The sequence below is a fragment of the Streptomyces sp. NPDC055243 genome (assembly GCF_044544025.1).
Lineage (GTDB): Bacteria > Actinomycetota > Actinomycetes > Streptomycetales > Streptomycetaceae > Streptomyces.
The window spans coordinates 61,560-77,554 of record NZ_JBITWR010000018.1 but is presented as its reverse complement, the minus strand read 5'-3'; the positions used below and the strand labels follow the sequence as shown (position 1 = coordinate 77,554).

Annotated in this window: 14 protein-coding genes; 4 read left to right on the top strand and 10 right to left on the bottom strand. The window is 70.2% G+C overall.

All coding sequences use genetic code 11. The features are described from left to right. Positions 1-94 precede the first annotated feature (94 nt). The 7 genes from ACIGXX_RS36745 to ACIGXX_RS36715 form a co-directional block, all read right to left on the bottom strand. Entirely contained in the window at positions 95-1,000 is a 906-nt protein-coding gene (locus ACIGXX_RS36745; RefSeq protein ID WP_399982399.1) for a slipin family protein, read from the bottom strand. Between the two features lie 158 nt (positions 1,001-1,158). Beyond that, entirely contained in the window at positions 1,159-2,058 is a 900-nt protein-coding gene (locus ACIGXX_RS36740; RefSeq protein ID WP_351171324.1) for a S1 family peptidase, read from the bottom strand. Between the two features lie 254 nt (positions 2,059-2,312). Next, positions 2,313-3,143 (bottom strand): DUF1684 domain-containing protein, encoded by an 831-nt coding sequence (locus ACIGXX_RS36735; protein ID WP_399982395.1) that lies wholly within the window; start codon positions 3,141-3,143, stop codon positions 2,313-2,315. 78 nt (positions 3,144-3,221) lie between these two features. After that, positions 3,222-4,205, bottom strand: a complete 984-nt coding sequence (locus ACIGXX_RS36730) for an ABC transporter substrate-binding protein (RefSeq protein ID WP_361469921.1) — start codon at positions 4,203-4,205, stop codon at positions 3,222-3,224. A gap of 83 nt (positions 4,206-4,288) precedes the next feature. Beyond that, positions 4,289-5,050 carry an amino acid ABC transporter ATP-binding protein gene (locus tag ACIGXX_RS36725; protein WP_351171315.1) on the bottom strand — a complete coding sequence of 254 codons (762 nt, stop codon included), beginning with the start codon at positions 5,048-5,050 and terminating at the stop codon, positions 4,289-4,291. After that, a complete protein-coding gene (locus ACIGXX_RS36720) occupies positions 5,047-5,922 on the bottom strand; it encodes an amino acid ABC transporter permease (RefSeq protein ID WP_351171312.1) in 876 nt (291 codons plus the stop codon). Before ACIGXX_RS36720 ends, ACIGXX_RS36725 begins: the two co-directional genes overlap by 4 nt. Beyond that, the gene (locus ACIGXX_RS36715) at positions 5,919-6,776 is read right to left on the bottom strand and encodes an amino acid ABC transporter permease (RefSeq protein WP_351171309.1); all 858 of its coding nucleotides are present in this window, start codon (positions 6,774-6,776) and stop codon (positions 5,919-5,921) included. Before ACIGXX_RS36715 ends, ACIGXX_RS36720 begins: the two co-directional genes overlap by 4 nt. Before the next feature lie 441 nt (positions 6,777-7,217). On the opposite strand from ACIGXX_RS36715, the gene ACIGXX_RS36710 reads away from it, so the two are divergent. Next, the gene (locus ACIGXX_RS36710; RefSeq protein WP_361469917.1) at positions 7,218-8,213 is read left to right on the top strand and encodes a transporter substrate-binding domain-containing protein; all 996 of its coding nucleotides are present in this window, start codon (positions 7,218-7,220) and stop codon (positions 8,211-8,213) included. 19 nt (positions 8,214-8,232) lie between these two features. On the opposite strand, the gene ACIGXX_RS36705 is transcribed toward ACIGXX_RS36710, so the two are convergent. Further along, positions 8,233-9,492, bottom strand: a complete 1,260-nt coding sequence (locus ACIGXX_RS36705; RefSeq protein ID WP_351171303.1) for a DUF5685 family protein — start codon at positions 9,490-9,492, stop codon at positions 8,233-8,235. Positions 9,493-9,781: 289 nt separating this feature from the next. Between ACIGXX_RS36705 and ACIGXX_RS36700 the strand changes: the two genes are divergently transcribed. Next, entirely contained in the window at positions 9,782-10,225 is a 444-nt protein-coding gene (locus ACIGXX_RS36700; RefSeq protein WP_249590824.1) for a cell division protein SepF, read from the top strand. A 13-nt stretch (positions 10,226-10,238) separates the two neighbouring features. Here ACIGXX_RS36700 and ACIGXX_RS36695 read toward each other — a convergent pair whose 3' ends face one another. Continuing rightward, the gene (locus ACIGXX_RS36695) at positions 10,239-11,435 is read right to left on the bottom strand and encodes an acyl-CoA dehydrogenase family protein (RefSeq protein WP_351171300.1); all 1,197 of its coding nucleotides are present in this window, start codon (positions 11,433-11,435) and stop codon (positions 10,239-10,241) included. A 130-nt stretch (positions 11,436-11,565) separates the two neighbouring features. Further along, the gene (locus ACIGXX_RS36690; protein WP_361469913.1) at positions 11,566-13,206 is read right to left on the bottom strand and encodes an MFS transporter; all 1,641 of its coding nucleotides are present in this window, start codon (positions 13,204-13,206) and stop codon (positions 11,566-11,568) included. 230 nt (positions 13,207-13,436) lie between these two features. On the opposite strand from ACIGXX_RS36690, the gene ACIGXX_RS36685 reads away from it, so the two are divergent. Together ACIGXX_RS36685 and ACIGXX_RS36680 are read left to right on the top strand one after the other, a co-directional pair. Beyond that, complete coding sequence (locus tag ACIGXX_RS36685; RefSeq protein WP_399982385.1) at positions 13,437-14,594, top strand: glycosyltransferase family 39 protein; 1,158 nt, start codon at positions 13,437-13,439, stop codon at positions 14,592-14,594. 237 nt (positions 14,595-14,831) lie between these two features. After that, complete coding sequence (locus ACIGXX_RS36680; RefSeq protein ID WP_351171293.1) at positions 14,832-15,851, top strand: phosphatase PAP2 family protein; 1,020 nt, start codon at positions 14,832-14,834, stop codon at positions 15,849-15,851. Positions 15,852-15,995 lie beyond the last annotated feature (144 nt).

Below are 15,995 nucleotides of genomic sequence, written 5' to 3'. Positions count from 1 at the left end.
GTGCGCCCCACATGTCTTCACCGGCGCCGGTCTCACCACGTCGGTTCCCGCTGCAAACACCGCGTGCGAGCGAGTGATCGGCAGCGGGTAAGGACTAGTCCTGTCCGGTTCTCGACGCTCCTGGCGCGTCCGGCACTCCGGCTTCCGAATCCGCCGTACCGAAATCCGGCAGCTCGACGGCGGGCGGCCCGGACCCGGCCGCGGGTGACTCGGACACGGCGGCGGGCGGCTGCGGCTGCGCCTGCTGGGCCCGCTCCAGGAAGCGCAACAGCTCCACGGGGAAGGGCAGGACGAGGGTGGAGTTCTTCTCGGCGGCGACCGCCACCACCGTCTGAAGCAGCCGCAGCTGGAGCGCGGCCGGCTCGTCCGCCATCTCGTGCGCGGCCTCGGCCAGCTTCTTGGAAGCCTGCAGCTCGGCGTCCGCGTTGATCACGCGGGCCCGCCGCTCGCGGTCGGCCTCGGCCTGCCGGGCCATCGAGCGTTTCATCGTCTCCGGGAGCGACACGTCCTTGATCTCCACCCGGTCGATCTGCACGCCCCACCCGACCGCGGGAGAGTCGATCATCAACTCCAGGCCCTGGTTGAGTTTTTCGCGGTTGGAGAGCAGATCGTCCAGGTCGCTCTTGCCGATGATCGAACGCAGCGACGTCTGCGCCATCTGCGAGACCGCGAAACGGTAGTCCTCCACCTGGACGACGGCCTCGGAGGCGTCGATCACCTTGAAGTAGATGACCGCGTCCACCCGCACCGTGACGTTGTCCCGGGTGATGCCGTCCTGCGCCGGGACCGGCATCGTCACGATCTGCATGTTCACCTTACGGAGCCGGTCCACGAACGGCACGATCATCGTGAACCCGGGCCCCCGCACCGAGCGCTGGAGTCGCCCGAGCCGGAGCACCACGCCCCGCTCGTACTGTTTGATGACACGCGCCGCAGCCATCGCATAGACCGCTCCGACAGCCCCGACGGCCACTCCCGCCGTCACCAGCTCCTCGACCATGCCGGCCCCCCAGGGTCCGAATTGGGCGTGTTGGGCGTGCACTTCGAAGGTAGCGCCGCACGGCGCGCAAAGGGAGACGGGAGACAGGGGAGAGCCCCCGCCCGGACTCCGGGCGGGGGCTCTCCTGCTGCTGGCTGCAGACTGGTCCGTTACCCGGATCAGTAGACGCTCACGCCGTACGCGCTCAGCGCCTCGGTGACCGGCTGGAAGAAGGTCGTGCCGCCCGAGGAGCAGTTTCCGCTGCCGCCCGAGGTGAGACCCAGCGCCTTGGTCCCCGCGTAGAGCGGGCCGCCGCTGTCGCCGGGCTCGGCGCAGACCGTGGTCTTGATCATGCCGTAGACGATGTCACCGCCGCCGTAGTTGACGGTCGCGTTCAGGCCGGTGACCCTGCCGCTGTGGGTACCGGTGGTCGAGCCACGCCGCGTGACGTTCTGACCCACGGTGGCGTTGCCCGCGCTGGTGATGTCCTGGCTGCCGACCGTGCCGGACTTGGTGATCGACGAGTTGGAGTACTTGACGATGCCGTAGTCGTTGGTCGGGAAGCTCGATCCCGTCGTGGACCCGAGGACCGTGGTCTTCGCCGAGTTGGCCCACCAGGTGCCCGCACCGTCGGTGCAGTGACCGGCGGTGAGGAAGTAGTAGGTGCTGCCGCTGCGGACGTTGAAGCCGAGCGAGCAGCGCCAGCTGGACGCGTAGATCGCGTCGCCGCCGGAGATCAGCTTGCTGAACTTGCCGGGAGTGCGCTCGACCTTGAGGGCGTCCGCGTTGCTGCCCGCCGCCTTCTTGATCTTGGCGATCTCGGCCTTGGAGACGGTGCTGTCGGCGGTGACGACCAGACGGTTCGTCGCCTTGTCGACGCTCCATGCGGTGCCTGCGACATCCGCGTCGAGCACCGCGTCGCTCGCCTTGGTGAGCTGCGCCGAGCTGAAGGTGGTGACGTCATTGGCGTTCGCAGCGGGGACGGCGAGCGCGCCGACGGCCACAAGTCCGGTGGCCACGGCGAGCAGACGAGTGTGTCTCGCTATGCCGCTGCGGGGGGTGGTGCGCTTGATCCTCACTTGTTGTTCCTCCCGGGGGGAAGTCAGTGGGCCGCGTGGGTTGGGGCCCGTGAGGCGCAGCCAATGAGCAAGAGGCAGGCCGGATTCCGGATACGCCGTGCTCCTGACAAGCGCTGCTCGGGAGTATTCGGGCCGGGGACACCGCGCACAAGGGCGCCTTTCGGCCGTCAGCCGGATACGGCGACCGGCCCCGGCGGCTGTCGTACCTGTCGTACGCCGCCGGGGCTTGGGTCATCGGCTCTGCTTCTGACGTGTCAGCTGCCGATGAGGTTCCGCTCCCCCGCGGCGATCTCGGCGCCGAGGGTGTTGCCCGGAGGCGGGAAGGGGCAGATGAAGTGGTCGGCGAAGGCGCACGGCGGAAGCAGCGCCCGGTTGAAGTCCACCGTCGTGCGCCCCTCGGCGTCCGGCGCGGCGGGCCGCAGGAAGCGGAACCGGTAGCTGGACACCCCGCTGGTCGCGTCGGCGAACACCGCCCAGAGCGACCCGTCGCCCTCCACCGACACCTGGAGCGTGTGGTCCTTTCCGGCCAGGCTGAAGGCCAGCTCACCCCCGAGGCCGAGCCCCCGCTCCACCCCGTCCGCGTTGCCGACCCGCACGGTGCGCACCCCGTCGGTGGTGCTCTCGGCGGCGTACGGAGTGAAGCGCCCCTCCACCGCCCAGCGCGCGTCGTACTCGGTGGCCTCGATGCCCCGGAAGGCGCGGCGCGTGGCGGACTCCGGGTCGAAGTCGCGTACCGCCCAGAGCCCTTCGCGCCGCAGCACGACCAGGCGGCGCTCGCCGTGCCCGACGCGGGCCGCGGCGACCGGGCCGGGGTCGGCGCCGAGCCGGGCCTCTCCGTCGAAGAGCTGCCCGTCGAGGGTGAGCCCGTCACCGGCTTCCGCGGTCAGGACGATCTCGTCGCCCGCCTCGGTCCAGCGCCCGGGGATGTCCGGAAGCGACCCTTCCGGGTAGTCCGCGAGCCAGTGCGTGCCCGTGAGGGAGAGCGGGCCGTAGGGCGCGGACACCGTCTCCGTCCGCTGCTCGTGCCAGTGCTTCCAGTCGCGGGAAGCGTCCGTCGTGCCGTCCGTCGATGCGTCCGTCGTCATGTGCCAACCCTTTCATACCGGTATGTGCCGCATGCGGTGTCCCCTTGCGGCTTTCCGCTGACGCTTGCTGACGCTCCCCTACGGCTTGGGCAGCCCCTTGGGGTTGATCTGCGACTCCTTCACGGCCTCACTCGTCAGGTCCCAGCGCCCCAGGACCTTGGCGTAACTGCCGTCCTTGATCACGTGGTTGAGCGCGGCGGCGTACGCGTCGACGAGCCCGCTGTCCTTCTTCGTGGTGGCGGCGATCTCGCCCTGGATGCTGGGGCCGCCGCCCGAGAGCGTCCCAATGATCTTCGTCTGTCCGGACGACGCGACGTGGTAGGCGGCCGACGGGTTCGGCCCGAGGTAGGCGTCGATGCGTCCCGACTGGAGGGCGAGGTAGTAGTCGGAGTCCTTCTGGAAGTACTTGATGTCCACCGGCTCGCGGCCGGCCTTCTCGTTCCGCTCGCTCCAGTCGACGAGGATCTTCTCCTGGTTGGTGCCGGAGGAGACCGCGATCGACTTGCCCGCCACGTCCGCGGGCTTCTTCGCCGTCCACTTCGCGTCCTTGCGGGCCTCGAAGGCGATGTTGTCGTGGCGGTAGGTCGCGAAGTCGTACTTCTCCTTGCGCTCCTCGGTCACCGTGACGTTCGAGAAGACGCCGTCGAACTTCCCGCTGTCCAGGCCGACGAAGAGGTTCTCCCAGGAGACCTGCTCGAACTTCGGCTTGAGGCCGAGCGTGTCGGCGACCAGGCTCGCGATGTCGACCTCGGAGCCGATGCGCGTCTTGTCGTCGGTGGCGTAGAAGCCGAGCGGCGCGACCGAGTCGGCGCTGCCGCCGAGCCGCAGCGTGCCGCGCTCGCGCACCTTCGCGGGCAGGAGCTTCGCGATCGCCTCGACCTTCTTGCCGCGTACGCGGTTCTGGTCGGGCCCGATGTTGATGCCGCCGACCTTCTTGGTGCCGGGCTCGCCGCCGCCGGTCGCGGCGTCGCTGTCCCCGCCGCAGGCGCTCAGCAGGGGCGCGATGGCCAGGGCGGCGACGGAGACGGAGACGGTGCGTCGGCGGGTACGTCGGGAAAGCATGCGGGAGCTCCTGGAGAACTGGAGGGGACTGGACGGGGACGGACGGGAACGGACGGGAATGGGCGGGACGGGATGAGAGAGGGCTAGAGGACCTTGGAGAGGAACGCGCGGGTGCGGTCGTGCCGCGGCCGGTCGAGTACGTCGCCGGGCGCGCCCTGCTCGACGATGAGCCCCTCGTCCATGAAGACGACCGTGTCGGCCACCTCGCGCGCGAAGCCGATCTCATGGGTGACGACGATCATCGTGGTGCCCTGGCTCGCCAAGTCCTTGATGACGTCGAGGACTTCACCGACCAGCTCGGGGTCGAGCGCCGACGTCGGCTCGTCGAAGAGCAGCAGCTTCGGCTCCAGGGCGAGCGCGCGGGCGATGGCCACGCGCTGCTGCTGACCGCCGGAGAGCTGCTTGGGGTAGGCGTCCGCCTTGTCGGCGAGCCCGACCCGGGCGAGCAGGGCCCCGGCCTGGGCGACGGCTTCCTTGCGCGGGCGCTTGAGGGCCGAGATGGGCGCCTCGACGACGTTCTCCAGGACGGTCAGGTGCGGGAAGAGATGGAAGTTCTGGAAGACGAAGCCGATCTGGGTGCGCTGCTTGAGCACCTCGCGTTCGCGCAGCTCGTACAGCTTGTCGCCGGAGCGCCGGTAGCCGACGAGCGCGCCGTCGACGCTGATCCAGCCCTTGTCCACCTTCTCCAGGTGGTTGATGGCACGCAGGAGCGTGGACTTGCCGGACCCGGAGGGCCCGAGGATGACGGTGACCTCGCCCTTGCGCACCTCCAGATCAAGGCCCCGCAGGACCTCCAGGGGTCCGAAGGACTTGTGTACGGCGCGGAGTTCGACCATCGCGCTCATCGCGATGCCCCCTTAGAGAAGTGACGTTCGACGTAGTGCTGGAGGACGGAGAGGGCGCTGGTGAGCAGGACGTACCAGGCGGTGGCGACCATCAGGAGCGGCACGACGCGGCCGTTGCGGCCGTAGATGACCTGCACCTGGTAGAAGAGCTCGCCGATCGCCATCACGGAGACGATCGATGTGCCCTTGAAGAGGGAGATGATCTCGTTGGCCGCGTTGGGCAGGATCGAGCGCATCGCCTGCGGCAGGACGATGCGGCGGATCTGCCGCAGCCGGGGGATGCCGAGCGCCGCCGCGGCCTCCAACTGGCCGCTGTCGACGCTCAGTACGCCCGCGCGCACGATCTCGGCGGCGTACGCGGCCTGGTGCAGGGCGAGCCCGAGGACCGCCGCGCTCATCGCGCCGACGAGCCCCATCGTGTCGAAGGTGAGGAAGCCGGGCCCGAACGGGATGCCGAACTGCAACTCCTTGTAGAGATAGGCGAGATTGAACCAGAACAGCAGCTGCACGATGAGCGGGATCGAACGGAACGCCCAGATGTAGGCGAAGGCGACCGCCCGCAGGAAGGGGCTCGCCGAGAGCCGCATGAAGGCGATCACGACACCGAGCGCGAAGCCGAGCGCCGTGCCGTAGAAGGTGAGCTGGAGGGTGACCCAGACCGCCTTGAGGATCACGTCGGCGGTGAAGAACTCGGCGAACACCTCCCATTCCCAGCCGGAGTTGGTGGCCAGGCCGTGCGCGAACTGGGCCACGAGGACGGCCGTCGCGACGACGGCGGCCCAGCGCCAGGGATGGCGCACCGGGACGACCTTCAGCGCGCCGAAGTCGTCCTTGGCGATGTCACTGGCCGGCTTGCGCTCCGTCACGCTCATCGGGTGCGCTCCGAACCGCGCGCGTAGTGCCGCTCCACGTAGTACTGGCCGACACTGAGCAGCGAGGTGATCACGACATACCAGATGGTGGCGACCAGGAGCAGCGGGATGACCTGGTAGGTGCGGTGGTAGACGAGCTGCACGGAGTAGAGGAGGTCCTGCACCGCGATCACGCTGACGATCGACGTGCCCTTGAGCGTGCCGATCAGCATGTTCCCGGCGGGCGGCACGATGGAGCGCATGGCCTGCGGCAGGACGATCCGCCGCCATCTGCGCCACCGGCTGAGGCCGAGCGCCTGCGCGGCCTCGATCTGCCCGCGGTCGACGGAGAGGATGCCGCCGCGCACCACCTCGGCGGCGTACGCGGCCTCGTGCAGGGTGAGCCCGATGACGGCGATGGTGATGGGCCCGAGGAGGTTCACCGTCTTCACGCCGAAGAGGTACGGGTACAGCGCCCCGATGTTGAACCAGAACAGCAGCTGCACCAGGATCGGCATCGACCTGAAGAGCCAGACGTAGCCCCAACTGACCGCGCGCAGCACGGGGTTGGACGAGAGCCGCCCCAGGGCGAGCACCGCGCCGAGCGCGAAGCCGAGCACCATGACGACGGCGGTCAGCCAGAGCGTGAGCCACAGGCCGCGCAGCACGGACGCGGAGGTGAAGTAGTCGCCGACCACGTCCCACTGGAACGCGTCGTTGCGGACGACGGAGTTGACGGCGATGGCGAGGAGGACCAGGACCGCCGCGGCGGCCACCCACTGCCCGGCGCGACGCTGCGGCACGATGCGCGGGACATCGGGGGGCGGGTCCTGGGGAGGGGCGGGTGCGGCTTTGGCGAGCGTGTCGGAAGACATGGCGAAGGCTCCGTGGATACGGGTGGTGCCTTCACACGGACCGAGCCCCTCAGCAACGATCCGCCTTGAGAGTACGGGGCGCTTTCGGCCCGCTGTCAAGGCTGTCCAGGATATGAGCGTTACGTCTCACGGCAGTTGACGCGGAAACGGATGCCTGCTCCACTTGCCCCATGCATCCGCAGCAGTGGCTGGTCACGCGCTCCCACATCGACTTCGGTCGAGTGTGGTCGGCGTCGTGTTCGACGACTCTCTGAGCCGCCCCCCTGCGCGTTGAGCCCTTCTTCTCCCGGGTCTCTCCCGCCTCGCATCTCCCGTGCGCCCGCGCGCCGTTGACCTCGCCTTCACACGCGTACTCCGCCATCGCACCGCTCTGCGCGACGGCACCCCTCCCTCGTACGTCCGCTTCGCCCTGCCCTGCTGCCTGATGGAGAACGTCACGCCATGAGCACGTACCCGCATTCCCGCCGCGCCCCGCACTCCCGCAGCGTGTCGCACTCCCGTCGCATCCCGGCGGCCTTCGCCCTGATCACCGCCGCCACCCTGACGCTCACCGCCTGCGGCTCCGGCGGCTCCGCCGACACCACGGGCGGCGCGGCGCCCGCGGGCAAGAGCGACAAGATCCCCACCCAGGACGTGGTCTCCTCCGTCGAGAAGAACGCGGCGGCAGCCGAACTCCTGCCGGCGGACGTACGCGAGCGGGGCACCCTCGCTCTCGCGACCGCCGTCGGCGGCAGCCCACCCGGCAACACCTATCTGGAGGACGGGAAGACGATCGTCGGCCAGGACGCCGACTTCGCGGAAGCCGTCGCCAAGGCGCTGGGCCTGAAGCTGAAGCGCGAGGCGGCGAGCTTCGAGGCGATCCTGCCGGCGCTGGACAGCGGTAAGTACGACCTGGGCACCGGAAACTTCGGCGTGACCGAGGAGCGGCGCAAGACCATCGACTTCGTCACGTACATCAACGACGGCCAGGGCTTCGCCGTCCGCGAGGACAGCGAGCTGAAGAAGGTCACCGACTTCCGGCAGCTGTGCGGCCTGAACGTGGCGACCGGCGCGGGCACCACCTTCGAGGTCACCCTGGAGGACAACAAGCACGTGTGCGAGGACGCGGGCAAGAAGCCGTACAGCGTCAAGACGTACGCCGAGCAGGGCGCGATCTGGGGCTCGCTCCAGCAGGGCCGCACCGATGTGGTGATGTCGACCATCAACGGTCTGCGCTACGCGGTCGACCACCAGGAGGGCCTGAAGTTCCTCGGCGAGTACCACCGTCTCGACGTCGGCTTCGCCTTCAAGAAGGGCACGAAGCTGGCGCCCGCCTTCCGGGCGGCGGTGAACCACCTGATCGAGGACGGGACGTACGACCGCATCCTGAAGAAGTGGGGCACCCGGGACTCGGCGATCGACGAGTCCCGGATCTCACCCCCGGAGATCAAGGACTGACGGACGCTCAGGGCGGAGCCTAGAGCCCGCAGTCGCAGCACTGGCAGCACTCGCAACAGCCGCAGCACCCGCTGTCGCCGCAGTTGTTGCAGCAGCCCTCGCGCTTCTTGCGGGACCAGGGGCCCTCGTACGAATCGGCGCAGCACAGCTTGCAGGTGCAGCAGAGCCCGATGGCGACCGCGCACCCCGCCCAGAACCCCCGCTTGCCCGGCTTCGGCGGCGGCTGCGGCTCGAACCCGGGCCCGCCGCCCCCAGGTCCACCGGGACCGCCGGGCACCCCGCCTCCGTACGGATTGCCACCCCCGTACGGGGACTGCGGGCCGTACGGACCGCTGGAGGGAGGTCCGTACGGTCCGCCCTGCTCCGGGGGCGGTCCGAAGGTGCCGCCCTGATGAGCCGTCACCTCGTGGGTGTGCCCGCAGGCGTCGGTACCGAAGGCGCGGTCCACCGAGCGCCCCAGCTCGTGCGCGAGCAGCATGTGGGCGAGCTTGCCGTCGGTGAATTCGACCTCGCGCAGCGCGAGGCGGATGCCGTGCAGCGCGTCGTCGGCCAGGCGCCGGGCCTCGGCGAGGCCGGTGCCCGTGGCCGTCAGCGGGTTCCAGGCACCCGACGCGGCGTCAGCTTCCTTGTCCTCCACGGCATCCAGGAGATGCGCGAGCCTGCCGAAAAGCCGCCCGGCCTCGGCGAGCGGCTCGGCGTTGCCGGGCCTGCCCGCGATGACGGCGGTGTGCGCGAAGGCCGCGGCGGTCGCGGTCTCGGTCGGCTCGGTGACCGCGAGCAGGGGCGTGCCGGGGCCCGCCAAGCCCTCGATGCCGACCTGCCGTTCGACGGCGTCGAGCAGGACCGCCGTGTCGAAGCCCACATCGGCGCCGGTGCGCGCGCCCGCCCGGTCCCAGCTCCGTGCGACCTTCCGGGCGGCGGCCGCCACCGGCCTGCGCGCCAAGAAGCCGTCCCCGTCGACCACGTGGTCGCGCACCTTCGCCGACGCGAGCACCAGCGAGACGGCGGCGGCGAGCCGCGCCCCCTCGCCCTGCGCGACGGACGCGGTGCGCATGCCGCGCAGCGGACAGGGCCCCGCGGTGCGCCGCCGGCCGGGCGACTTGGCGGCCTGAGCCTCCGTCAGAACCGAGATGATCAGGCCGTCGTAGTTGGTCACGACCCGGGCGAACTGCCCGTGATCACCGCGCAGCGCGAGGCAGAGGCCGCACAGGTGCGCCATCCACTGCGCCTTCAGCCCCTCGCCCAGACGATGGGTGCAGGGCCTGACGATTCCGAACATGCGACTCCCCCGTGAGCCTGTTTTCGATCAACTGGGGCATCGTATCGAGGGGTCCGTTCACCCGGACGCACCGGTCGTCACCCATACGCCGTGAAGAATCATATTTCACTCACTGTCAGCAGCCGTACACAGCAGGACCCTTGGGGAACCACGTGAAACACCGTGTTGACTCTGCACCAGTACCGTCACGAAAACCCCGCGCGGCGACTATCCACTTGGCGCACTATCCGCATCATGGACGAACATGGGGATGCGGAACGCAGAAAGCCCGCTGTGAGAGGAGGCGTCCATGGGATCGGTACGCAAGGCGAGTGCCTGGCTTGGCCTCGTCGACGACAACAACAATGACGAGCGTTACTACGACGGCTACGACGACGACGGAGCCGAGGGGCCCGGCGATGCCTGGGTGACCGACCCGCGGGTGCGGGTGGTGGCCGAGGCCGCCGAAGAGGAAGGGCGCCGCATCGGGACCGTGACCCCGGACAGCTTCCGGGACGCGCGCGGCATCGGCGAGCTCTTCCGGGACGGTGTCCCGGTCATCATCAACCTCACGTCGATGGAGCCCGGCGACGCCAAGCGCGTCGTGGACTTCGCGGCGGGCCTGACCTTCGGTCTGCGTGGCTCCATCGAGCGCGTGGCGACGCGGGTCTTCCTGCTCACCCCCGCCAACACGCAGATTGTCAACGGGGAGGCCACGAGCCGTCCGTCGGACGGCTTCTTCAACCAGAGCTAGCGGGCGAGGCCGCTCACCGGAAGGCGTCGAGGCCGGTGAGCGCCTTGCCCAACACGAGTTGATGCATCTCGACGGTGCCCTCATAGGTGAGCACCGACTCGAGGTTCGTGGCGTGCCGCATCACGGGGTACTCAAGCGAGATCCCGTTCGCGCCCAGGATCGTCCGGGACGTGCGGCAGATCTCGATCGCTTCTCGTACGTTGTTGAGCTTGCCGAAGCTGACCTGTTCGGGGCGGAGCCTGCCCGCGTCGAGACGCCGGCCGAGGTGGTGGGCGAGCAGGATGCCCTTGTGCAGCTCGACCGCCATGTCGGCGAGCTTGGCCTGGGTGAGCTGGAAGCCGCCGATGGGCCTGCCGAACTGCTCGCGGGTCTTGGAGTACTCGACGGCGGCCTCGAAGGAGGAGCGGGCGGCGCCCATGGCTCCCCAGACGATGCCGTAGCGCGCGTGGGAGAGACAGCTCAGGGGGCCCTTGAGCCCGGTGACCTCGGGAAGCACCGCGTCGGCCGGCAGCCGCACCTCGTCGAGGACCAGCTCACTGGTGACGCTCGCGCGCAGCGACCACTTGTGCTTGATCTCGGGGGCCGAGAAGCCGGGCGTTTCGGTGGGGACGACGAAGCCCCTGATCCCGTCGTCGGTGTGCGCCCAGACCACGGCGACACCGGCCACCGAACCATTGGTGATCCACATCTTGCGTCCGGTGAGCACCCAGTCGGTGCCGTCCTTCTTCGCGAAGGTGCGCATGGAGGCCGGGTCGGAGCCGTGGTCGGGCTCGGTCAGGCCGAAGCAGCCGATGATCTCGCCCGCGGCCATGCCGGGCAGCCAGCGCTGCTTCTGCTCCTCGGAGCCGAAGCGGTGGATGGCGTACATGGCCAGGGAGCCCTGCACGGAGACGAGCGAGCGGATGCCGGAGTCGGCGGCCTCCAGCTCCAGACAGGCCAGGCCGTACTGGACGGAGCTGGCGCCGGCGCAGCCGTAGCCCTCCAGGGACATGCCGAGCGCGCCGATCGAGCCGAGCTCGCGGGCGAGATCGCGGATGCCGGGCAGTTCGCCCTTCTCGTACCAGTCGGCGATGTGCGGCAGGACGCGGTCGGCGGCCCAGCCGCGGACGGTCTCGCGGATCGCGAGGTCCTCCGGCTCCAGGAGGTCGTCGATGCCGAGGGGGTCGGTGGGGTCGAAGGGCGGCAGGGGCGTACGGCTGCGTGCGGACATCTCGGGCCTCCGGCGGCGCAAAAACTAGCAGTGGTAGTTACTACGGCTCGCGCTGACGTTACGACGCGGGGTCGCGCAGGAACAAGGGCGGGCGGGTGGGAGAATTCCCCGGCCGAAGGCCGGAATCACGTCAGCGGACGGACTCCGCGGGAACTCCGGCCTCGCCACGGGGTGCCGGTACCCCCTGCTCGCAAGCCCCCTGCTCAGGCAGCGCCGCGGGCGCCCCGCATTCCATGGTCCGCGGCAGCTTCAGCGCCATCAGCGCACCGAGCAGCAGCAGCCCCGCGCTGACCAGCAAGGTCACGTGCAGCCCGTGCACGAAGGACTCCCGCGCGGCGCTGCGCAACGCCGCGCCCGCAGCGCCACCGAGGCCGGAAGCGACTTCGTACGCCTCGCCCAGCGAGTGGCTTGCGGCGGCGCTCTCTTTGGCGGGAACGCCCCGCACGGACGAGAGGCCCGGCGCGTACGCCGCGTTCATGACGCTGCCCAGCAGCGCGATGCCGATGCCCGCGCCCAGCTGGTAGGAGGTCTCGCCGATCGCGGCGGCGCCGCCCGCCTGCGACTGCGGCGCCTCGCTGAGCATCGACTCGTACGAGCCGAAGAGGGTGGTCTGCAGACCGAGGCCGAGCAGCACGAAGCTGGTGATCATCAACGGGTCGTTGAGCTGGTCGCCCATCCCGGTGAGCACCACCACGGCCACCGCGGTCAGGGTGAAGCCGGAGGCGACCATCACCCGCGGGCCGAAGCGGTGCAGGAACTTCGATCCGGCGAGGCCTGCCACCATCGCGGCGACGGTGAGCGGCACGAGCCGCATGCCGGTCTCCAGCGGGGAGAGGCCGAGCACCAGCTGGAGATACTGCGCGGCGACCAGTTCGAGGCCCACCAGGGCGAGCATCGCGAGCACGATGCAGCCCAGCGAGGTGCTGAACGCGGGCCGCGCGAACATCGACAGATCGATGAGCGGGTGCTTGCGCCGCCGCTGCCTGCGGACGAAGCCGATCAGGAGGGCCCCGCCGATGAAGAAGGAGAGGAGGGTCGTCATGCCGAACGGCGACTCTCCGCCACCGGCCCGCTTCACCGCGAACACGAGGCCGAAGAGGCCGCCCGCGGCCATCAGCGCGCCGACCACGTCCCACGGGCCGTCGCGGTCACCCGTCGACTCGGGAAGGAGCAGCCGCCCGATGGGCAGGCTGACCAGCATCAGCGGGATGTTTATCAGGAAGACCGAGCCCCACCAGAAGTGCTCCAGGAGGAAGCCGCCGAGCAGCGGTCCGCCCGCCGCGCCGATTCCGGCCACCGCGCTCCACACGCCGATGGCGACGGCGCGCTCACGCCGGTCGGGGAAGACCTGGCGGAGGATCGAGAGGGTCGCGGGCATGATCATCGCGCCGCCGACGCCGAGCAGGGCGCGGGCCGCGATCAGGACCTGGGCGTTGTCGGCCATGGCCGCCACGGCCGAGGCCACGCCGAAGAGGGCGTAACCGAGCAGCAGCACGCGTCTGCGGCCGACCCGGTCACCGAGGGTGCCGAAGAGGATGAGCAGCGAGGCGCAGACCAGTGGATAGACGTCCACGATCCACAGCAGCTCGATGCCGCCGGGCTTGAGGTCTTCCGTGACGGCGGGCACCGCGACGTGCAGAACGGTGGCGTCGACGGCGACGAGCAACAGGCTTACACAGAGAACGACGAGCACCAGCCAGCGGTTGGCGCCACCCTGCGACCCGGGTACCCGACGGCCGGAAGGAGCGGTGGCCGTGGTTGAACCCGACATGTGCGATACCTCCCAGTGGTCCCTCGCATCGGCGGCCCCGCGGGACGTGATCTCCCAGCTGGCGGCGGCGAAAGGCGAGTGAGCCGTCAGAGTACGCGAGTTCACGGCTGTGGCGCGTGGCGGACCTCTCATGGTTGAGCGGAGAGGGTGTGGCGTACGCCACGCTGCCCACCCATGGACCACGCCCCCGGGCGGGGGGCCGGTTCCCGCCGACGCCGATAATCGACCCCGTGACCGACCTGGATCAACGCCCGCCGCCCTCGTACGGAGCCCGTGCGGGCGCCGCCCTGCGCCGCGCGGCGCCCGCGCTCCTCGCCTACGCCGGGGTGCGCGCCCTGGGGGTCGCGGTGCTCGCGGCCTGGAGCGCGGCGGCGGGCAAGAGCCCGCACACGCTGCTCACCGCCCGCTGGGACTCGCTCTGGTACACCCGCGTCGCCGAGCACGGCTACGGCTGGGAGGTGACGCTCCCGGACGGCAGCGTCCACTCGAACCTCGCGTTCTTCCCGCTGCTGCCCTGGCTGGAACGCCTCGTCTCGGCGATCACCCCCTTGTCGTACGCCGACGCAGGACTGGTGGTGAGCTGGCTCGCCTCGCTCTGCGCCGCCGCGGGGATCTTCGCGATCGCCGATCACCTCTACGGGCGACGTGCCGGGATCTGCGCGGTCGCCCTCTGGGCGGTCCTGCCCGTGGGGATCGTGCAGTCGATGGCGTACAGCGAGTCGCTCTTCACGGCGCTCGCGGCCTGGTCGCTGTACGCGGTGCTCACCGGACGCTGGGTGTGGGCGGGCGTGCTGGCCTCCTTCGCGGGCCTGACCCGTCCCGTGGGCGCCGCGGTCGTCGCGGCACTGTGGGTGACGGCGGCGGTCCAGGTGCGCCGGGAGCGCGGCGCCGACCGGCGCATGGTCCTCGGCGTGCTCCTGGCACCGCTCGGCGCCGCGGGCTATGTCCTGTGGGTCGGCCACCGCACCGGGGACGGCCTCCTCGGCTATCTCGACGTCCAGGCCGGGTGGGGCAACGGCTTCGACTTCGGCTACGCCTTCGCCCGCTTCGTCGGCGACAAGTTCACCGCCTTCCCCGCGGCCCTCGCGGGCGTCGGCCTGATCGTCGGGGTCGCCCTGGTGGTCTGGCTGTACGTCATCGGCGTACGGCAGAGGCAGCCGCTGCCGCTGCTCGTCTACTGCGGGATCGTCGTGGCGCTCGCCCTGTGCGCGGCGGGCTATTTCGGCTCGAAGCCGCGCCTCCTGCTGCCCGCCTTCCCGCTGCTCCTGCCCCTCGCGGTGGGGCTCGCCGGGCTGCGTACGTCCAGGTCGGCGCTGGTCCTGGGGGGTGTGGCGGCGGCGAGCGCGGTGTACGGGGCGTTCTGGCTGAACGGCTCGGGTCCGCCATGATCATTTCCGGGTCCCGCGGTGAGCGCCGGGCAAATTCCACACCAGACCCCGGTGAACGAATTCATAAGCGCCATAAAACGGTCGCACTAATGATCAACCAATTCAGTAAGGGGCTCGTCGCGGAATAGCGGGGCCGCCGGAATAAACCCCCGCCTGAGATCAATGCCACATCACATCGTCATCACAAAGCCACTGATTCGGCCTAGTCGTGCACTCACTCGCTGTAACGTCGATTGGGTGCGTACCGAACGAAACCTCACCCGTCTGGACCGGGTCTTCGCCCGTCTTGACCGTGAGCCGGAACGACCGGCCGGCCTCGATGTGCCGAGGATGAGCAGGCACCGGATCGTGCTCTTCAGCGCGACCCTCGCCTTCTACCTCGCCATCGTGGTCGCCGTCCTTGCCACCTCGTGGCTGGTGCGGTTCGACTGGCAGGTCATGTTCTTCCGGCCCTACCAGCAGTGGCCCGAGATCCACGCCTTCCTCGACTACTGGGTGGTCCTCGGCCAGCGCGGTCCGACCGCGGTGATGGTCGCGGCCTGGCTGGGCTGGCGCTCCTGGCGTCAGCACACGATCCGCCCGCTCCTGACGTTCGGCGCGGCCCTGCTGCTCCTGAACGTCACGGTCGGCGCCGCCAAGATCGGCATGGGCCGCCTCGGCCCGCACTACGCCACCACGATCGGCGCCAACGAGATGTGGCTCGGCGGCGATATATTCCCCTCCGGTCACACCGCCAACGCCGTGGTGACCTGGGGAATCCTGGCCTACATGGCCTCCACCCCGCGCACCCGCCGCTATCTCTCGGCGCTCTCGGCGGTGGTCTCCCTCAGCGTCGGCCTGACCACCGTGTACCTGGGCACGCACTGGCTGAGCGACGTCTTCCTCGGCTGGGCCGCGGGTCTGCTCGTCCTGCTCGCGCTGCCCTGGGTGGAGCCGCTGCTCACCCGGGTCGAGGGCTGGATCTTCAGCCTGCGGGACCTCTGGCGCGAGCGCCGCGCCGGCGCCGGCCTCCCGGCCCCGGTCGCCCCGGTCCCGGCGACGCTGCCACGGCCCGCAGCCGCACCGGCCGACGAGCCCCAGGTCCGCGAGCCGGTCGGCGCCTCACGCCCCTCCCGCGCCCCGGCCTACCTCGCGCCGGGCCCGCACACACCGCGCTCCGAGCGCAGCCCGGTCACCCCGGCGGGCAGCCGCCGCCCGCCGCACTCCGAGCGCGCCTCACGCGCCGCCACGTCGCCCCGCCCGGTGGCGGGCGGCTAGCCCCGGACAGCGGGGGTCGGTACGCACAACCCATCCCCCGCATCGCGAAGGCCCCGGTTCCGTCCAGGAACCGGGGCCTTTCGCCGTGCCGCGTGCTGCCTCGCCGCACGCCGTCACGGGTCGTCGTGGGTCGCCGGGGGCGCG

Coding starts and splice junctions, on each gene's coding strand:
- ACIGXX_RS36745 (WP_399982399.1), bottom strand. CDS start 1,000: ATGGTCGAGGAGCTGGTGACGGCGGGAGTGGCCGTCGGGGCTGTCGGA.
- ACIGXX_RS36735 (WP_399982395.1), bottom strand. CDS start 3,143: ATGACGACGGACGCATCGACGGACGGCACGACGGACGCTTCCCGCGAC.
- ACIGXX_RS36730 (WP_361469921.1), bottom strand. CDS start 4,205: ATGCTTTCCCGACGTACCCGCCGACGCACCGTCTCCGTCTCCGTCGCC.
- ACIGXX_RS36725 (WP_351171315.1), bottom strand. CDS start 5,050: ATGAGCGCGATGGTCGAACTCCGCGCCGTACACAAGTCCTTCGGACCC.
- ACIGXX_RS36720 (WP_351171312.1), bottom strand. CDS start 5,922: ATGAGCGTGACGGAGCGCAAGCCGGCCAGTGACATCGCCAAGGACGAC.
- ACIGXX_RS36715 (WP_351171309.1), bottom strand. CDS start 6,776: ATGTCTTCCGACACGCTCGCCAAAGCCGCACCCGCCCCTCCCCAGGAC.
- ACIGXX_RS36710 (WP_361469917.1), top strand. CDS start 7,218: ATGAGCACGTACCCGCATTCCCGCCGCGCCCCGCACTCCCGCAGCGTG.
- ACIGXX_RS36705 (WP_351171303.1), bottom strand. CDS start 9,492: ATGTTCGGAATCGTCAGGCCCTGCACCCATCGTCTGGGCGAGGGGCTG.
- ACIGXX_RS36700 (WP_249590824.1), top strand. CDS start 9,782: ATGGGATCGGTACGCAAGGCGAGTGCCTGGCTTGGCCTCGTCGACGAC.
- ACIGXX_RS36695 (WP_351171300.1), bottom strand. CDS start 11,435: ATGTCCGCACGCAGCCGTACGCCCCTGCCGCCCTTCGACCCCACCGAC.
- ACIGXX_RS36690 (WP_361469913.1), bottom strand. CDS start 13,206: ATGTCGGGTTCAACCACGGCCACCGCTCCTTCCGGCCGTCGGGTACCC.